A 16,309-nucleotide genomic window follows, 5' to 3' on the forward strand; every position below is an offset into this window, starting at 1 on the left:
GAAGCCCGTAGCCGTATTCCCTTAGAACAGCGGCCAGGGCACCGCCGACATCTCACCGCTCGGAGCCGGAAACCGCCCTGCCAGGCGCAGCCGGGCGCAGCGCGCGGCGAGCGATGCGATTTCTTCGGCGCTGAGCAATTCCGCCAGGTTCCGGCCCAGCCCACCTTGGAGTCCTTCGCTGACACGATCTATGCCGTCGCGTTCCTCGGCGGTCAGAGCGTCTCCCAGCCAGCCCCACAGCACCGTGCGCAGCTTGTGGTCACGGTGAAAGGTGAGCCCATGGTCCACGCCGTGCCGCTGTCCGTCCGTCATGGCAAGAATGTGGTCACCTTTGCGGTCGGCGTTATTGACGACGACGTCGAACACCGCCATGCGTCTGAGCGCTGGCGAGTCTTCGTGGACGAGGGCGACCATCCGTCCGTTCTCATCCCGCCCCTCGAGAACGCGTTTCCAGCCCGTCTCCGGCACCTGGTCCGTCGCGACCAGGGTCACGGCGCTTTGGGCGGGGTCTTGCTCCTGCCAGAGCTGCACCATTCCTTCGCCCAGCGGACCATCGCGCAGCCAGGTGCGCGGCACGACGTCCCAGCCGAAGACCTGCGAGACCAGGTAGGCGGCCACCTCCCGGTGAGCCAGGGTGCCGTGGGGAAAATCCCACAGCGGGCTTTCGCCTGCTATCGGCTTGTAGACGACCGCCACGCCGCCGATGCTGCCCAGAAATGTAGCGTTTGAAGCCGTGGTGATGCGGCCGGTGAGCGTCAGCTCGGCGGTCACCAGGTCCGGCGCTGGCATCAGACCTCGGGAAGGGTGCAGATGTGCCCGTCGGCGTCTATGGGGTAGCCGCAGAGCGGGCACGCGGGGCGCCCGGCCCCCACGATCTCACGGGTGCGCTTGGCGAATGCGCGTGCGGTGCCGACCGGCATTCGCACCAGCAGCATTTCGGGCACTTCAGTGCCGCCCTCATCAAGCGATTCGTCGTCGTCATCAGCATCGGCATCGGTGATGGGGTAGGCCTCTATTACGACCTGGGCCGTGGTCGGGTCCCAACCCAAGCTCATGGCACCGGCGCGAAACTGCTCCTGAACGGCCTCGAGCTGGTCATTGTCGACAAGTTCAATGGGAGTACCCGTGGGAACGCTGAAGGGGTTTCCCTCGACCGTGATGAGCTCGTCGAGAATTTCGTCGATCTTCTCCGCGAGCAGGGCCGACTGCTGCTTCTCCAGGCCAATACTCACGATCTGCGTCCCTGCGCGCACCTGCAGGTAGAACGTGCGGGCCCCCGGAAGGCCAATGGTGCCAACGACGACCCGATCAGGCCAGGCAAACTCGTGAACACGTGTAGGCATGTCAGTATTCTAGGCACATGATGGTCATGGCGCCTTTTGCCCGGCTCCGCCGCCCACCGGCGCATCGCCAGAGTGGATGCCGTTCGACAGCCAGGACAGATCACCCGCGTCGGTGTTGGTCGCGTAGACGCTCGGCCGACTAGCGCCGTAGCGCACGATCGATACGGAGGCGGGGCCCACGTTAATACGCTGGAACAGGTCAAGGTGCATGCCGAGCGCGTCGGCGAGGATTGACTTGATGATGTCACCGTGACTCACCGCCACCCACACGGCCCCTGGCCCGAACTCGGCTTCGAAGGCTGCATCGTGGCGTCGAATCGCTGCCACCGACCGAGCCTGCATCGCGGCCATGGATTCACCGCCGGGAAAGACGACGGCGGACGGTTGCGACTGCACAACCGGCCACAAATCCTCGGTCGCGAGATCACTGAGCGTGCGGCCCTGCCACTGGCCGTAATCGCACTCGGTGAGATCGGGATCGACCGGCGCGTACGGCGTGCCGGCCTGGCGATCGATGATCAGCTGGGCGGTCTGCTGACAACGCTCAAGAGGGCTCGACACCACCCCGACTACAGGCACGGCCGCGAGCCGGTCTCCCGTCAGGGCCGCCTGGTCGCGCCCTATCTGGTCCAGGCTGACGCCGACGGCCCGACCGGCCAGCAGGCCAGTGGCATTGGCTGTGGTGCGGCCGTGCCGCACGAGAATAACTGTCGCCATCCACCTAGCCTAACCACCCGCTCGACGGCGGTGTGAACCGGACCTGGCAGCGCGCCGAACAGGCAGATAAAGCACTGGCGGAACCCTTCAAGCACGCCGGCGCGCTCAAAGCCGCCCGGACGGACCATCTTGGTTCGGAAATCTCCAAGACTGCTGGTCGTGCAAGAATCGCCGCATGGATCAGGATGAGCGGCAGATGAGGCAGCAGTTGATGGTCCACGAGGCTCTGGTGCAGGCGATGGATCGGCGGGACGAGGTCTTCCAGGTGATTGAGGATTCACAGGACGTGGACGAAGCAATCCGTCGGGTGGGTCAGCTGCTGGGCGTGGGAGAGCTGGGCAGCCGAGCAGTCCTGAACCTGCAGGCTAAAACATTCACCCGCGACCAGCGGCAGGCCATCGCTTCGTATGAAGAAGAACTTAGATCAAGGTTGCCCGATGGGCGCTGAACTGGCCGCGTGCGATCCGCTTACCGGTTGATCGTCCTGGCCTCGCACCCCAGCTTTCAGCGCCGTGAAGTGCATCTGGCGTACGAGAAGACCGGATGCGCCTCTCGGCGCTCAACACTGATGCTGGACGGCGGCGATGTGCCGGTGTAGCCTCGGGCCGGACGTCCGGTTGGACTATTGGGGGAATCATGCGCGACCGCCGTAAACGGCTCATCTATCTCGCGGTCAGTGCCGCTATCTACGCTGTCTCTCTGGTCTTCAGGATCAGGCACTCGATCGCCACGGGCGGCAGTCTCAGCGATTCACTGGCGGCCATAGGACTCGGCGTGCTGATCGTCGTCGTGATCACGGGAACCGTCCTGGCGATCTCCAAGTTCACGCAGAACGCCGCTTTGGCCCGGCTGCGGGCAGAACACCCCGGTGCGTTGATCGTCAGGACGCTGTGGAACAGCACCCTTGCGAATCCTTTCCTGCCCGCGGCTCGGAAGCAGAGTTCCGCGCGCGTTACCGGTTACTACGTGGGGCTGGTCATCGATGACCAAGGCATTGGAATTATCCGTATGACCAGGCGCCCGGCGGAGTTCGGGTTCATTTCGTGGGAGCGTGTCCGCTCCGTCCAGATCGGCCAGGCGCCCCTGTCCCTGATCGGCCGCAGGACACGGCCGACGATCATGATCGCGTATGAAGACGATCCGGGACCGTTTCTGACCAGGATCGAGGTTCTCGTGATCGGCAAGGGGGACAGGGCTGCCGCGGCCGGCCTGCCGGGAACGATTCTCAGCCGACGGCCGGCCGGCACGGGCATCCCGGTGCCAAGCACATGGCTGCCGCCGGCGATCCCGTCCGCCCCCATGGAGCCGTCAGGGCATGTCGTCCCCTGACGTGGCTTCACGTGGGAGCGCACCGTGCAAAATATGAACTAAGTCTGCTCAGGCCTCAGTCGGGGGAAAAGTGCCTCGGAATTGCCGCGGTCTATCGCCGCGCGGACGGAGGGGTCCAGGGGATAGTTCTCATACTCCATGTTCAGGAAGTCGATCGCTGGGGAGGGTGCGAACGGGAAGTCAGTTCCGTAGGTGATGCGGCCCGGGTCAGCTACCTCGAGCAGGCTGGGCAGCGCCGCGGGGCTGGCGGATAGGGCGACGTCGTAATAGAACCGCCGCAAGATGGATTGCTTCTTATCTCCCAGCGCCGCCAGGGCGCTGAGGGCCTGGTCGTTATCGTTGAGCATCGTCAGCAGGATCCTGTAGGCGATGTAAGGCACGAAGCCGCCCGCGTGGGCCAGGATGAACCTGATTCCCGGGAACTTGTCCATCGCACCGGACAGGATCAGGCTGATCGCGGTGCGGGTGGTGTCGAGCAGGAAATCTGCGGCAAAGGCGGGTATGCCCGGCACCGCCGGAGCGGGCAGTTCAGCGGGGTGGATGAACACTACGGCCCGGCGGTGGTGCAGGAATTCCAGCAAAGGCGCAAAGCCGGGATCGCCCAGATAGCGGCCGGCGTTGTTGGCCAGTAATACGATCCCGTCTGCGAGCAGGGTGTCCAGGACGTACTGGGCCTCCGCCAGGGCGCCTTGCACGTCCGGCAGCGTGAGCGTCGCGAAGAACCCGAACCGCTCAGGCCGGGCCGCGACCACCTCTGCAGTGTATTCGTTGATCTCCCGCGCCCGCCGCCGTGCCTCCGCAGCGTCCCCGAAGTACACGCCGGGCGTGGACAGGGACAAGATGCCGGTCTGCACGTCGTGTCTGTCCATGAACTTCAACGCTGAGCGCTCGGACCACGACGGCAGCCCGATGCCGCCGGGGCGCATGCCCTTTTCAAGCATCCAGCGCGCATACCCCGGCGGAACGATGTGCTGGTGAGTGTCAATGCGGTACGGCCGGCCCATCCGGATCCTTGTCCACGTGCTCGTTTCGCTGATACGCGGGACCCTCAGCGGATGTGGACAATCTACTCGCAAATCCGGCCCATGAGCAGACCGCCGGACGGTGCCCTGGAATGAGCTGGACCGTCAGTGGGGCTCTTCGAAATCGTGTGTACCTACCGCCGCGGGCGCTGGGAGCCACTTAGCCGCCCTGCTGGTTTTCCGTGGTCAGCGCGCCCGGGGGTCGAGGTGACAGGGGACGGCGGAGTCTGGAGCGGGCAAATGAACGTGCGGTGACTATCTCCGAGATGGACACGGCCTGGTCGCGAAGGTCGGCGGCATAAATGGCAACGAGGGGTGACCGGCACGCTCCGCGGCCGCCATACGAAGAAGGTCCCCGGACCGATGATCGGTCCGGGGTCCTCCCGTGTGGTTCGCGCTGTCGAAGCCGGCTTGAGGCCGGCTGCCGGTTAGCGGTGGTGCTTAAGCAGGGCCAGGTTCGCCCGGGCAGCGGTAACAGCGGCGCGGGCGGTGGCGTCCGCCTTGCCTGCGGCAGCCTGGGCGGCGGCGATGGAGGCCTTGGCCGAGCTGATGGCAGTGGCAAGATCGCCCTGAGCGGCGGTGAGGGCCGCTTGGTCGGTGGTGAGCTTGACGTTAGCTGCATCCAGGGCAGCCTGGGCCTGAACCTGGGCGGCGGAGTCGGCCGTCAGCGTGCCCTGTGCAGCGGTGAGGGCTGCCTGGTCGGTGTTCAGGACAGCCTGGTCAGCGGTGAGCTTGGCGTTGGCTGCGTCCAGCGCAGTCTGAGCAGCAGCCTGGTCCTCCGGGGTGGTGGCGGCGGCGAGCTGGTCCTTCGCGGTGCTGACCGCAGCGTTGTCGGCGTCGACGGCCGTCTGGTCGTTCGTCACGGCAGCCTGCGCGCCGGTCACAGCAGCCTGGTCCGCAGCCACGGTAGCGGATGCAGCATCGAGAGCCGTCTTGGCGGCAGTCTGTGCGGCAGCGACAGCTGCGGTATCGGCAGTGACCAGCGACTGGGCTGCCTCGACCTTCTGGTGGGCGGCACCCACGAGCTTCGCGCCCGCGGCGCGTGCGGCGGCAATCTGCTTGTTGCCCGCTGCCCGGACATGGCCGGCGTTCGCCTCGGCTGCCGAGATAGCCTTCTCTGCTGCATGCCGGGCAGCTTCGGCTGCCTTGGCCGCGGTGACGCGGGCCGGGACAGTGTGGGCGGCCTTGATATGGGTTACGGGGGCTGCCTGGGCGGCACCAGCACCGACAGTGGTGGCAGCTGCGACGATGGCGACAGCGGTGAGGATCTGGGAAGTTTTACGCATGATGTTGACTCTCTGAGAAGAGCGTCCGGCACCCCGGTGTGGGGTGTCCGACGCCACCTATATGCCCGGTGAGACCCGGTTGCCGTGTTCGGCGGGGCAGTACGGTGTCGCCTTGGGTGAGACCGAGGACGAACGTTAGTTGGCCTAAATAACTTAGTCGAGACGCGGGTGAATATATCAGACTTGTATGACATTTCGGTCCGGCCAGAGTCCGAGCGTCGTCAGTGCTGTGGTCCGGTTGGAGGCGATCGCGTGCTGGGCTGCACGGACGCGGTCCGTGGCCCTGCTGGCCCGAGGCACTGGGCGCGCACCCAAGGCGAGACGCCATTATCTAATGAAGCTGATCGGGCGCTGTGGCATCACCGCGTTGGCGGGGGAGTCCTCGAAGGGCTATTCCGGGGTGCGGGGCCGCATCACGGTGCTTTTGCGGCGCTGTGGACCGGCCGTATTTGCTGGCCAGGGGTGTTGCGCTGAGGCCGTGGGCAATGACGCTGAGGAGCACGGTGACGGCGATGACGGCGACGGCCTCGTCTGCTGCGCTGCCGAGTTCTTCGAGAGCTAGCAGGGCGAAGACCAGGGAGGCCAGCCCGCGGGGGCCGAACCAGCCCACGAAAAGGACGGTGTTCCGGTCGAGGCCTGCGCCGATGAGGGCCAGGGCCACGGGGACCATCCGGATGATGGTGAGGCTGAGGATCGCGTAGAGGATCATGGCGGGGTTGATGCGCTCGACCATGATGGGTACGGCGATAGCGCCGAAGGCCAGCCACACCAGCAACGACATCAAACCGCTGGCCTGCTCCAGGAATTGGACTTCCGCAGGGCCGCGCGGGCCGGCCGCGGCGCCGAAGGCCAGGCCCCCACAGAATGCTGCGACGAAGCCGTTCCCGTGGGCCACTATGGAGGCGGCGTACGCGAGGATGGCCAGGGCCAGCACCGTGATGCCCGCGAAGTCCTCGGCGGCCCATTTGTCCCGCCGGGCGATGCGCAGCAGGGCTCCGCCGGAGGCCCCTATGCCTGACCCGATTGCCACGCCCACGGCGAGCTCGAGCAGGGCTCCTCCGGCGCCGGTGGAGCCTTCATGCCCGGCAGCGGCCGCGGCGCCGGCGATGGCGAGCATGACCACCGGTGTAGCGATGCCGTCGTTGAGTCCGCTTTCGACCGTGATGAGACGCCGGATGCGGGCCGGTACAACCGGGTTCGTCACGACGGGGATGCCGAGCGCGGCGTCCGTGGGTGCCAGCGCGGCCCCCACCAGAAGGGCGAGCCGCACTCCGAGGCCCGGGTAGAACCATGCGGCCAGGCCCCACCCGGCGATTACCGTCAGCGGAAGTCTGACGGCGAGCAGCCGCACATACAGGCCCGGGCCCCTGCGGAGGTCCTGGATCCTAATGGGGCTGGTCGGATCAGGCACCTATGAAGTCATGACCGCCGGGCTCAAGACCTTTTTCAGTATTACGGTGTTTTGGTTGCTGGCCTTATGGTGTTGACGGTTGGTTCCGTGTCCGTTGTAGGGTCGTGGCTGTTTGCCGCGGTTAGTCCCTGCTGAGCGTTGAGACGCGTCTTGGCCCCTCAAGCCATGGCCTTTGCCTTGAGGGAATCAAACTCGCTCTGGCTGATGGCCCCGGAATCGAGCAGCGCCTTCGCGTCGGCGATCTGGCCGGTCGGAGTGGACGTCGTGCCAGCGGCCTGCCTTATGTAGTCCTGCTCGGCGGCCTGCTGCTGGGCCACCCGTGCCATCTGCCGCTCGTCCATGCTGCGGCCCCGGGCGATCAGATAGATGAAGGCACCGAGCCAGGGCAGGAAGATCATCAAGATCGCCCAGCCGGCCTTGGCCCAGCCGCTGAGCTCGTGGTCGCCAAACATGTCAAACAAGCAGCGGAAATACACCATCAGTGCGGCGATCCAGATGAAGAACCAGAAACTCCACACCAGGACATCCCAGAAGCTAGTGGTGCCCATCGCTACTCCTCCCATCGTGTCCGCCGGAGCCAGACCCGTGCCTCGCGCACGACGACGGCCGGACCGGCGGAACATTCTGAGGTCCTGACGGGGACCTCAATGGTCAGCCTGCCCGGACTAGAGGAGTGACGCATCGCTCGTGAAGGATGAGGTGTCGGCCGAGCCCTTGGTCCCAGAGCGAAGCCACTCGTGCCGAAAGACCGTGGACAGGCCCGCGTGGCTGTTCAAGAATCAGAATGTGCCCCCGACCGAGCAGTACGGGCTTATCTTCGAAGGTGAGCTGCTGCCGGTGCGCTCCCTGCGCACCGCATGGCTTCTGGCCCTGTGCCTGGGCTTCACGGGCGCGGACCGGTTCTACCTCCGCCGACCCGGCACAGGCACCCTGAAACTTCTAACGCTCGGCGGATTCGGGATCTGGTGGCTCATTGACCTGTTCCGGATCACTAAGGAATACGCCGCTGACGGCGCTTCCATGCCGTTGGCAGGCACCAACTCCCTGCGCCGCGGCCTGCGTATGGCCTCGACCATTCTGGCCGGCGCCCTGGTGGGTGCGTTGTTCTGCGCCGTCGCGACTCCCGCTACCGGGACCATCACCGCCACCGTCACTGCCATGAAGGCACTGCTGAACCCGACCCCGCCGACACCGGTGAAAGAGTGGGTCACCGTCGCGGAGGCCTCCGCCACCAAACCCCCGGGGCTGGTCGTGACCGTCACCGGCAAGCTCCACATTGAGTACGCCTTCACCGGGCCGGCCGTCGTCTACCTCCAACCGGCGAAAGGACCGGCCCTCATCGTTCTTTCCCTGATCAAGGCCCACAAAGGGGCGACCGGCGTCACTGTGAATCCGGGGACGTACAGGCTCACGGTCAGCACTACCGGCAAAGCCTGGCACCTCCTGGTCGAGGAATACCGGCTCCGCAGGTAGCGCCGGGCCGCCGCACCACAAAAGCACCACGAAGGAACTGAAAATGCAGAAAACCCCCGGTTTCCCGGGGGTTTTCTTTGGCGGTGACGGTGGGATTTGAACCCACGTTGGCTTTGACACCAAACAACATTTCGAGTGTTGCACCTTCGGCCGCTCGGACACGTCACCAACCTGACTAGGGTACCGGAGCAAGGCGCCCATCCACAAAACGAGCCCCCGGAGGCGCCCGCACAACGCCGCGCCGAAGTCCGCCACCCTTCCCCGACGCCACTGCGGGCACTAGATTCGTCAGCACAATGACTATCTCTCAACGGCACGCCGCTTCCGACCGGCACGCCACCGCTTATTGGACCGTCGGCCCTGAACAGGGCGAGCTCCGCAGCGAGGCCCTGCCCGTCCCGGGCCCGGGCGATGCCCTCGTCCGGACCCTGTATTCGGGCATCAGCAAGGGCACCGAGCTGGTGGTCCATCACGCGAGCGTCCCGGCGTGCGTCGCCGGGGCTATGGCCGCGCCCAACCAGGCGGGCGACTTCCCGTACCCGGTGAAATTCGGCTACCTCACCGTGGGTGTGGTGGAGGCGGGCCCGGAGGGCTGGGCCGGCAAGACAGTCTTCTGCCTCTACCCGCACCAGGACCGCTTCGTGGTTCCGGTCGAGTCGCTCACCGTGATTCCCGACGGCGTCCCCGCCCGCCGCGCGGTGCTCACCGGCACGGTGGAAACCGCCGTAAATGGCATTTGGGAGGCCGGGCCCCGCCTGGGCGACCGGGTTGCCGTCATCGGCGCAGGGCTCGTCGGCGGCATGGTGGCCAGACTCTTGGCCGGCTTTCCGCTTGAGCGGCTCCAGCTGATCGACGTCGACCCCGCCAAACGCGCGTTCGCGGACGCCCTCGGCGTCGACTTCAGCCACCCCGAGGACGCCCTCCCTGACTGCGACATTGTGATCCACTGCTCCGCCTCGCAGGAGGGCCTGCAGCGGAGCCTGCAACTGGTGGGTGACGAGGGCGACATCATCGAAATGTCCTGGTACGCCGACCGGAGCATCACGCTGCCGCTGGGGGAGGACTTTCACGCCCGCCGGTTGTCCATCCGGGCCAGCCAGGTGGGAGTGGTGGCCCGCGCCCGCCGGCACCGTCGCACCAACGCCGAGCGCCTGGCGCTCGCCGTCTCCCTCCTGCAGGACCCGGTGTTCGACGTCTTCCTCACCGGCTCATCGGCGTTCGAGGAGCTGCCCGACGTCGTGCGGCGGCTCGCCGACGGGAGCCTCGACGCGCTATGCCACGTCATCGAATACCCGTCCGCCGGAGCCCCGGCCCGTGAAGCGCCGTCCACTCAAGACTCATCCGCCCAAGCCCAGCCCACCGAAGCCACGAGGTAGCCCGTGTTCAGTCTGACCGTCCGACGTAACTTCATGATCGCCCACAGCCTTCCGCGCGAAGCGTTCGGCCCGGCCCAGGGCCTGCACGGGGCCACGTTCGTCACGGAGGTGACCTTCCGCCGTCGTGAGCTCAATGACGACGCGATCGTCCTGGACATCGGCGCCGCGGGGGACGTGCTGGACGAGGTCCTCGCCGGGCTGAACTACAAGAACCTCGACGAGCACCCCGACTTCGCCGGCAAGCTGAGCACCACCGAGGCCCTCGCCCGGTACGTCGCCGACGCCGTCGCCGCGCAGATCCGCGTCGGCGAGGACGGCCGCGGCCTCGCCGGGCTGGATGTCACCCTGCGCGAGACCCCCGACGCCTGGGCCGGTTACTCGCTGGACTTCGAAGCCCGGTAGGCACCGCCCATGCCGCCGGCCAGCCCCCGCATCCGGTTTGTGGTGCCCGGCAACGTCCGGCACAACTCCGGCGGCAACGTCTACAACGCGGCGCTCGCCGCCGGACTTACCGTCCTCGGCGCCGACGTGGAAACCTGCCCGCTCGACGGCGACTGGCCCGGAGGCAGCGCGGAGGACCGGCGGCGCCTGGGCCGGCTGCTGCGCGCGGCGCCCGCAAACCCGGCGCCCGCAGAAACGGGATCCGCGACGGGGGAAGCAACGCCGGGTTCCGTGACACTGGTGGACAGCCTCCTCGCGTGCGGGGCGCCCGACGAGCTGGAGGCGGCCGCCGCCGCCGGGCAGCGGGTCTGGATCCTGGTGCACATGCCGCTGCCGGACCAACCGGAGCGGGAACGCAGGGCGCTGCAGGCCGCGGCAGGGATCATCTGCACGAGCCGTTCGGACGCAGGGGCCCTCCGGACCCGCCACGGGCTCGACGGCGTCAAGGTGGCCCTGCCCGGCACGGCACCTGCCCCGTTGGCGGCGGGAAGCCTGTCCGCCCCCTCGGGCGTGCCGCACTTCATCGCCGTGGCTGCGCTCCTGCCGAACAAGGACCAGTCCCTCCTGCTGGACGCGCTCGCGCGGCTGACGGACCTGCCGTGGACGGCGTCCCTCATCGGTTCGGACACCGCCGACCCCGCCTACGCCGCGCAGCTCCGGGACTCCGTGGTCAGGTTGGGCCTGGCCCGCAGGGTCAGCATTCCGGGCGAGCTCCGGGGACCTGCACTGGATGCCCAATGGGGTGCGGCCGATCTCAGCCTCTTGATTTCCCGGGCCGAAACCTATGGCCTGGTGGTCACCGAATCGCTGGCCCGGGGGATTCCCGTAGTGGTGCGCGAGGGAACTGGCGCCGTCGAGGCGCTCGCCGCCGGCACCCCGCCCGGTAGCCCGTCCGGCAGCCAGCCTGGCACACCCGCGCCCGGTCTGCCCGGAGCCGCCGTCGGCCTCGGAACGGACCCCGCACCGCTCGCTGACCTCCTCGGCCGCTGGCTGAGCGATCCCGTTCTCCGGGATGGCTGGCGGGACGCGGCGGCGGCGGCACGCGGCCGACTGCCCGGCTGGGACGCCACGGCGCGGATTGTTTTGGAGTGCCTGTCGGCCGAAACCGCAGACTCGGGAAAAACGGACGGCGCGGGTTGATACCCCTTCTTGATACCGCTGGCGGGGAAGCTGTTGGAGAATGAGCCCATGAGCACCCTGCCTGTGACGACATCGCCGTCGACAAACGCGCCCGCCATCCTCCCGGAACCAGAGAGCCTGACCCCGGAGCGGCTCCGGGCGTGGGCCTGGCACCGGCAGGGCCTGGACGGCTCGCTGGCCGGCTGCACCGCGGAGCAGGTGCTCGCCCGGGCAGGCTGGGCCCGGTCCGTGGGCGGCGCCAACCCGTACCTCACGCTCTTCGCCCGCGCCGGCATCCGCCGCGAACAGGTCGACGCCGACGTCCTCGCCCACCGGATCCTTGAGCTGCCGGCCGCCCGCGGCTGCACCTACGTCCTGGGCCGGGACGACTTCGCCTGGGCCCTGCAGCTGGGCCGGGACGCGGCCGACTCGGCGTTCAAGGTGGTGGGCAGGCTGGGCGTGGACCGCGGCGAGATCACCCTGCTCGAGGAGCAGGTGGTCCACACCCTTGCCGAAGCGGAAGGACCCATGGATCCGCGGCAGCTCAAGGACGAGCTCGGCGATTCCGTGCGCAACCTCGGCGAGGAGGGCAAGAAGAAGGGCGCCACCACCACGCTGCCCACCGCCCTGGGGATCCTGCAGTCTGACGGCCGGATCCGCCGGGTTCCGGCGAACGGGCGCCTGGACCAGCAGCGCTACGCCTACGAGCTCTGGGGCCTGCCGCCCAGCGACCTCGACGACGAGGACGCCCGTGTCGAGCTGATGCGCCGCTACCTGGGCTGGACCGGGGGCGCCACCTTCAAACAATCGCAGTGGTTCACCGCGTTCACCGTGGCCCAAAGCAAGGCGGCGCTAGCCGCCGTCGGCGCCGTCGAGGTGCCCACGGCACTGTCCGCCGCCGGGGGCGACACGCTGTGGATGCTGCCCGACGACGTCGGCCGGCTCGCCGCGTTCGAAGAACCCGCGGGGGAACAGATCCAACTGCTCGCCGGCACGGACTCGTTGTTCCTGCTGCGCCGGAACGCGGCGGACCTGCTCGCCGACGACGATCGGGACAAACCCGCGCTGGGGTCGCTCGCGCTGCAGGCGGACCTCCCGGACCACCCCATTCTGGACCGTGGCCGGATCATCGGGCTCTGGCAGTATGAACCGGCCAAGGAGCGGATCGTGTCCTGGCTTTTCCACGGCCCCACGCCCGCCGTGACGCAGCGGATCGCCGAGGTGGAAGCCTGGATCCGCGAGGACCTCGGCGATTTCCGGGCCTTCAGCCTCGACTCGCCGGCCTCCCGGCAGAAGCGGATCGATGCGCTCGCGGCATCGGCCGCCGCAGCGGAAGCGTTGGCGGGGTCATCCGCCGCCGGCGGCACGGCCGGCTGAACGGAAAGGATCAGGCACGGTGTCCGGCGAAGAAATCCCGCAGCAGCGCCGCGCACTCCTGCTCCCGGACGCCTGCATAGACCTCCACCCAGTGGTTGAGCCGGCGCTCACGGAGGATGTCGAACACGGAGCCCGCGGCCCCGGCTTTCTCATCCCAGGCGCCGAACACCACCCGCGGAATCCTGGCCAGGACGATCGCCCCCGCGCACATGGCACAAGGCTCCAGGGTGACCACCAGGGTGCAGTCTTCCAGCCGCCAGCCGTCGTCGTCCCTGCCCTCCAAAGCCCGGCGCGCCCGCAACCGCGCGGCGGCCTCCCGAATGGCGACCATCTCGGCATGCGCCGTCGGGTCCCCAAGGGCCTCGCGTTCATTTCGGCCGGTGCCCAGCACCGAACCGTCCGGTCCGATCACGACGGCGCCGATTGGCACGTCAGCCGTGGCCAGGGCATTCCGGGCCTCGGCCAGGGCAAGGCTCATCCATTGGGCATGGCGGGGCTCCGGGGAAGTCATGGCTCAATGATAGTTTCGACCCTAAGCATGCTGTTCAGCCGGGCTGTGCAGCCCACAGGTTTAAATAGTCAAGTGTTCGGGAGACGGCAGTGGTCACGGAAACAGAGAACTGGCTGACGCGGCGCTGGGGCAAATGGGTGGTGCCCTACGCGGCCCTCTGGATCACCATGCTGATCGGCGGCGTGGTGGTGGTGATCCTGGCCCTGGCCAGCGCGGAGGTCTACGACAACGTGGTGGACAGCGCCGGGCTCGCCAACCTGGACAAGCCGGCGCTGGCGTTCATGGAGCAGTTGCGCAGCCCCGGGCTGGACGCCTTCGTCACCGGGTTCACCAACATCGGCGGCGGCATCGGCATGCCCATCCTGGCCAGCATCCTGACCGCGATACTGATTTATACCTCCCGCAGCTGGCGGCCGCTGATCCTGATCGGCGGCGCCGCAGCCGTCTCGGTGACGGCCACGTCCCTGGGCAAGAAACTGATCGGCCGTGCCCGCCCGGACCACGCCGACGCCGTGCCGCCCTATGAGAACTCGCCATCGTTCCCGAGCGGGCACACGCTGAACACCACCGTGGTGATTGCGCTGGTTGTGTACCTGGCCTGCCTGCAGATCAAACGGACCAGCGCCCGGATCGCCCTGATCGCCGCGGGTGTGATCTTCATCGTCGCGATGGGCCTCAGCCGGGTCTTTCTGGGCCATCACTGGATGACCGATGTGATCATCGGGTGGGTGCTGGGACTGGCTTGGGTGGGGATCGTGATCCTGGCCCACCGGCTCTTCCATGGGCTCCGGCACCGCGAACATGCCGGCCCGGCGCCCACCTTCGATCACCCCGCCCACCTGCACGACGGCGCCGCCGGCGGCAGCGCTCACGCCGAGACGAACGACGCCGATACTCCCGGCCCCGCGGGACGGTCTTCAGCATCCGGATGATAGTTTTGACCCATGCGCACTCTCGTTGTGGACCACCCGCTGGTCGCCCATAAGCTCACCGTTCTGCGGGACAAGAACACCCCGTCCCCGGTCTTCCGCCAGCTCACCGAGGAGCTGGTCACGCTCCTCGCCTACGAAGCCACGCGTGACGTCCGCACCGAACCGGTGACCATCGAGACGCCCGTCAGCACCACCATCGGCACCGCCTTCACCAAGCCCACCCCGCTGGTGGTCCCGATCCTCCGCGCCGGGCTCGGGATGCTCGAGGGCATGACCAAGCTGGTCCCCACCGCCGAGGTCGGCTTCCTGGGCATGGCCCGCGACGAGGAAACGCTGGACATCATCACCTACGCCGAGCGCCTCCCGGAAGACCTCACGGACCGCCAGATCTTTGTCCTGGATCCGATGCTGGCCACCGGCGGCACCCTGCGCGAGGCCATCAAGTTCCTCTTCAAGCGCGGCGCCTCCGACGTCACCTGCATCTGCCTCCTCGCCGCCCCCGAGGGCCTGGCCAAGCTGGAGGAAGAGCTGTCCGATGCCAACGTGACAATCGTCCTGGCCTCGATTGACGAGAAGCTCAACGAGAAGTCCTACATCGTGCCCGGCCTGGGCGACGCCGGAGATCGTCTCTACGGCGTCGCCGGCTGAGCCGAAACCCTTTAGCCCTTTTCGACCTTGACGGCCGAAACCTCGAACTCGAGCGTGATTTTGTCCGAGACGAGCATGCCGCCGGAGTCAAGGGCGGTGTTCCACTTGACGCCGAACTGCTGGCGATCGATTCGGCGGGATCCCTCGAATCCTGCCCGCAACTGTCCTGCCGGGTCCCGCTCGACCCCAAGGAACTCGATCGGCAGACTGACCTCCTGGGTGATTCCGCGGATGGTCAGATTGCCGCTGACGATGAAATTCCCCTCTTCGATCTGGTCTATCCGTGTGCTGACGAACGTGATCTCGGGATAGCTCGGCGCGTCAAAGAAGTCGTTGGTGCGAAGGTGTTCGTCGCGCTGGGCACTGCGCGTGTCGATGCTGGCGACCTTAATGGTCACCTGCACGGATGAGTTGAGGGGATTTTCGACGTCGGCGTTGATGATTCCCTCAACGTCGTTGAAAGCGCCGCGAACCTTCGTGACCATGGCGTGCCGGGTGGAGAACCCGATCCGCGTGTGGTCCGGATCGAAGCGCCATTCCCCGGAAAGATCCGGTGTTAGTTCCGGCATGCGGACAGCCTCCTGTGTACTTGGGACCAGGCACTGCCGACGGATAGGCAGATGCTTGGCTACCTGGCCCGACAACCACTAGGCGTGGCTGTTCGGGGCGTCATTCGGGCACAATCCTAGCGTCATTGGAACCACCTTGGCCCTCTTCAGCGGCCAAATTGTCCGATCCGCCCCAACGTGACTATCCCTTCAGAATCCAGCGCGCCCCCTGTGGCCGCTTCCGGAACTAGTGGTTTGCCCGAGACCCTGCAACGTCCCGGTGCCAGCTTCACACCCCGGGGATGCCGCTGGCGGAGCCGTCTTCCGCATTGCAGCGGCCCGCGCTAGCCTGTCCGCCATGGACTGGAAACTTGAACTCGTGTTTGTGCCCGTGTCCGATGTTGACCGGGCAAAGGATTTCTATGTCAATAAGGTGGGCTTCAACGCCGACTATGACGAGCGGCCCATGGACGGCATCCGGTTCGTCCAGCTGACGCCGCCGGGCTCCGGGTGCTCGATTGCCATCGGCGAGGGCCTCAACGACGCCCCTCCCGGCACCGCTCCCAGCCTTCAGCTCGTGGTCAGCGACATTCAGGCCGCGCACAAGCAGCTCAAGGACAACGGCGTGGACGTCAGCGACGTCGACGTCCAGGACTGGGGGCACTTCCTCTACTTCGCGGATCCTGACGGCAACAAATGGGCCGTGCAGTACATCCCCGGCCGGCCCAACGGCTGACGCCGCCACATTGCGCGCGGTGACGGCCCCGCCACGGCGA

The 16,309-nt window shown here is 67.1% G+C and carries 19 protein-coding genes and 1 tRNA gene; 10 read left to right on the forward strand and 10 right to left on the reverse strand.

Going from position 1 to position 16,309, the window contains the following annotated elements; genetic code table 11:
• Positions 1–21: 21 nt before the first annotated feature.
• Genes C8D78_RS13105 through C8D78_RS13115 form a run of 3 tightly spaced genes read right to left on the reverse strand, consistent with a single transcriptional unit; the run spans position 22 to position 2,060 of the window.
• Positions 22–789: an SCO1664 family protein gene (locus tag C8D78_RS13105; protein WP_120954314.1), complete on the reverse strand. Its 768-nt coding sequence runs from the start codon at positions 787–789 to the stop codon at positions 22–24.
• Entirely contained in the window at positions 789–1,343 is a 555-nt protein-coding gene (locus tag C8D78_RS13110) for a DUF3090 domain-containing protein (protein WP_120954315.1), read from the reverse strand. Before C8D78_RS13110 ends, C8D78_RS13105 begins: the two co-directional genes overlap by 1 nt.
• Positions 1,344–1,367: 24 nt before the next feature.
• Positions 1,368–2,060 (reverse strand): histidine phosphatase family protein, encoded by a 693-nt coding sequence (locus C8D78_RS13115; RefSeq protein ID WP_120954316.1) that lies wholly within the window; start codon positions 2,058–2,060, stop codon positions 1,368–1,370.
• A gap of 175 nt (positions 2,061–2,235) precedes the next feature.
• Here C8D78_RS13115 and C8D78_RS13120 point away from each other — a divergent pair, with 175 nt between their 5' ends.
• Both C8D78_RS13120 and C8D78_RS13125 read left to right on the forward strand, forming a co-directional pair.
• On the forward strand, positions 2,236–2,508 hold the full coding sequence (locus C8D78_RS13120; RefSeq protein ID WP_120954317.1) for a DNA gyrase subunit A: 273 nt from the start codon (positions 2,236–2,238) through the stop codon (positions 2,506–2,508).
• Between the two features lie 188 nt (positions 2,509–2,696).
• Entirely contained in the window at positions 2,697–3,389 is a 693-nt protein-coding gene (locus tag C8D78_RS13125; RefSeq protein ID WP_120954318.1) for a hypothetical protein, read from the forward strand.
• Positions 3,390–3,427: 38 nt separating this feature from the next.
• Here C8D78_RS13125 and C8D78_RS13130 read toward each other — a convergent pair whose 3' ends face one another.
• The 4 genes from C8D78_RS13130 to C8D78_RS13145 all read right to left on the reverse strand — a co-directional run bounded on the left by C8D78_RS13130 (position 3,428) and on the right by C8D78_RS13145 (position 7,656).
• A complete protein-coding gene (locus C8D78_RS13130; protein WP_120954319.1) occupies positions 3,428–4,393 on the reverse strand; it encodes an amidohydrolase family protein in 966 nt (321 codons plus the stop codon).
• Between the two features lie 446 nt (positions 4,394–4,839).
• A complete protein-coding gene (locus C8D78_RS13135; protein WP_120954320.1) occupies positions 4,840–5,697 on the reverse strand; it encodes a hypothetical protein in 858 nt (285 codons plus the stop codon).
• A gap of 331 nt (positions 5,698–6,028) precedes the next feature.
• A complete protein-coding gene (locus C8D78_RS13140) occupies positions 6,029–7,108 on the reverse strand; it encodes a cation:proton antiporter domain-containing protein (protein ID WP_120954321.1) in 1,080 nt (359 codons plus the stop codon).
• A 158-nt stretch (positions 7,109–7,266) separates the two neighbouring features.
• Positions 7,267–7,656: an SHOCT domain-containing protein gene (locus C8D78_RS13145; protein WP_120954322.1), complete on the reverse strand. Its 390-nt coding sequence runs from the start codon at positions 7,654–7,656 to the stop codon at positions 7,267–7,269.
• 238 nt (positions 7,657–7,894) lie between these two features.
• On the opposite strand from C8D78_RS13145, the gene C8D78_RS13150 reads away from it, so the two are divergent.
• On the forward strand, positions 7,895–8,581 hold the full coding sequence (locus tag C8D78_RS13150; RefSeq protein ID WP_244208391.1) for a TM2 domain-containing protein: 687 nt from the start codon (positions 7,895–7,897) through the stop codon (positions 8,579–8,581).
• A 78-nt stretch (positions 8,582–8,659) separates the two neighbouring features.
• Here C8D78_RS13150 and C8D78_RS13155 read toward each other — a convergent pair.
• Positions 8,660–8,749: transfer RNA gene (locus tag C8D78_RS13155), tRNA-Ser, on the reverse strand.
• Between the two features lie 128 nt (positions 8,750–8,877).
• Here C8D78_RS13155 and C8D78_RS13160 point away from each other — a divergent pair.
• Genes C8D78_RS13160 through C8D78_RS13175 form a run of 4 tightly spaced genes read left to right on the forward strand, consistent with a single transcriptional unit; the run spans position 8,878 to position 12,894 of the window.
• Positions 8,878–9,957, forward strand: coding sequence for a zinc-dependent alcohol dehydrogenase (locus C8D78_RS13160; protein ID WP_120954323.1), 1,080 nt, complete (start codon positions 8,878–8,880; stop codon positions 9,955–9,957).
• 3 nt (positions 9,958–9,960) lie between these two features.
• Positions 9,961–10,359 carry a 6-pyruvoyl trahydropterin synthase family protein gene (locus C8D78_RS13165; protein ID WP_120954324.1) on the forward strand — a complete coding sequence of 133 codons (399 nt, stop codon included), beginning with the start codon at positions 9,961–9,963 and terminating at the stop codon, positions 10,357–10,359.
• Positions 10,360–10,368: 9 nt separating this feature from the next.
• The gene (locus C8D78_RS13170; protein ID WP_120954325.1) at positions 10,369–11,538 is read left to right on the forward strand and encodes a glycosyltransferase family 4 protein; all 1,170 of its coding nucleotides are present in this window, start codon (positions 10,369–10,371) and stop codon (positions 11,536–11,538) included.
• Positions 11,539–11,586: 48 nt separating this feature from the next.
• Positions 11,587–12,894 carry a DNA glycosylase AlkZ-like family protein gene (locus tag C8D78_RS13175; protein WP_120954326.1) on the forward strand — a complete coding sequence of 436 codons (1,308 nt, stop codon included), beginning with the start codon at positions 11,587–11,589 and terminating at the stop codon, positions 12,892–12,894.
• Positions 12,895–12,904: 10 nt separating this feature from the next.
• Here C8D78_RS13175 and C8D78_RS13180 read toward each other — a convergent pair whose 3' ends face one another.
• Positions 12,905–13,405, reverse strand: coding sequence for a nucleoside deaminase (locus C8D78_RS13180; protein ID WP_120954327.1), 501 nt, complete (start codon positions 13,403–13,405; stop codon positions 12,905–12,907).
• 89 nt (positions 13,406–13,494) lie between these two features.
• On the opposite strand from C8D78_RS13180, the gene C8D78_RS13185 reads away from it, so the two are divergent.
• Together C8D78_RS13185 and upp are read left to right on the forward strand one after the other, a co-directional pair.
• Positions 13,495–14,337: a phosphatase PAP2 family protein gene (locus C8D78_RS13185; protein ID WP_120954328.1), complete on the forward strand. Its 843-nt coding sequence runs from the start codon at positions 13,495–13,497 to the stop codon at positions 14,335–14,337.
• 12 nt (positions 14,338–14,349) lie between these two features.
• On the forward strand, positions 14,350–14,985 hold the full coding sequence (gene upp / locus C8D78_RS13190) for a uracil phosphoribosyltransferase (RefSeq protein WP_120954329.1): 636 nt from the start codon (positions 14,350–14,352) through the stop codon (positions 14,983–14,985).
• Between the two features lie 11 nt (positions 14,986–14,996).
• Here the strand turns inward: upp and C8D78_RS13195 are convergent, their stop codons facing one another.
• Positions 14,997–15,554 (reverse strand): YceI family protein, encoded by a 558-nt coding sequence (locus C8D78_RS13195; protein ID WP_120954330.1) that lies wholly within the window; start codon positions 15,552–15,554, stop codon positions 14,997–14,999.
• 337 nt (positions 15,555–15,891) lie between these two features.
• Here C8D78_RS13195 and C8D78_RS13200 point away from each other — a divergent pair, with 337 nt between their 5' ends.
• Positions 15,892–16,269, forward strand: coding sequence for a VOC family protein (locus tag C8D78_RS13200; RefSeq protein ID WP_120954331.1), 378 nt, complete (start codon positions 15,892–15,894; stop codon positions 16,267–16,269).
• Positions 16,270–16,309 lie beyond the last annotated feature (40 nt).

Source organism: Arthrobacter oryzae (assembly GCF_003634095.1).
GTDB classification, from domain to species: Bacteria; Actinomycetota; Actinomycetes; order Actinomycetales; family Micrococcaceae; genus Arthrobacter; species Arthrobacter oryzae.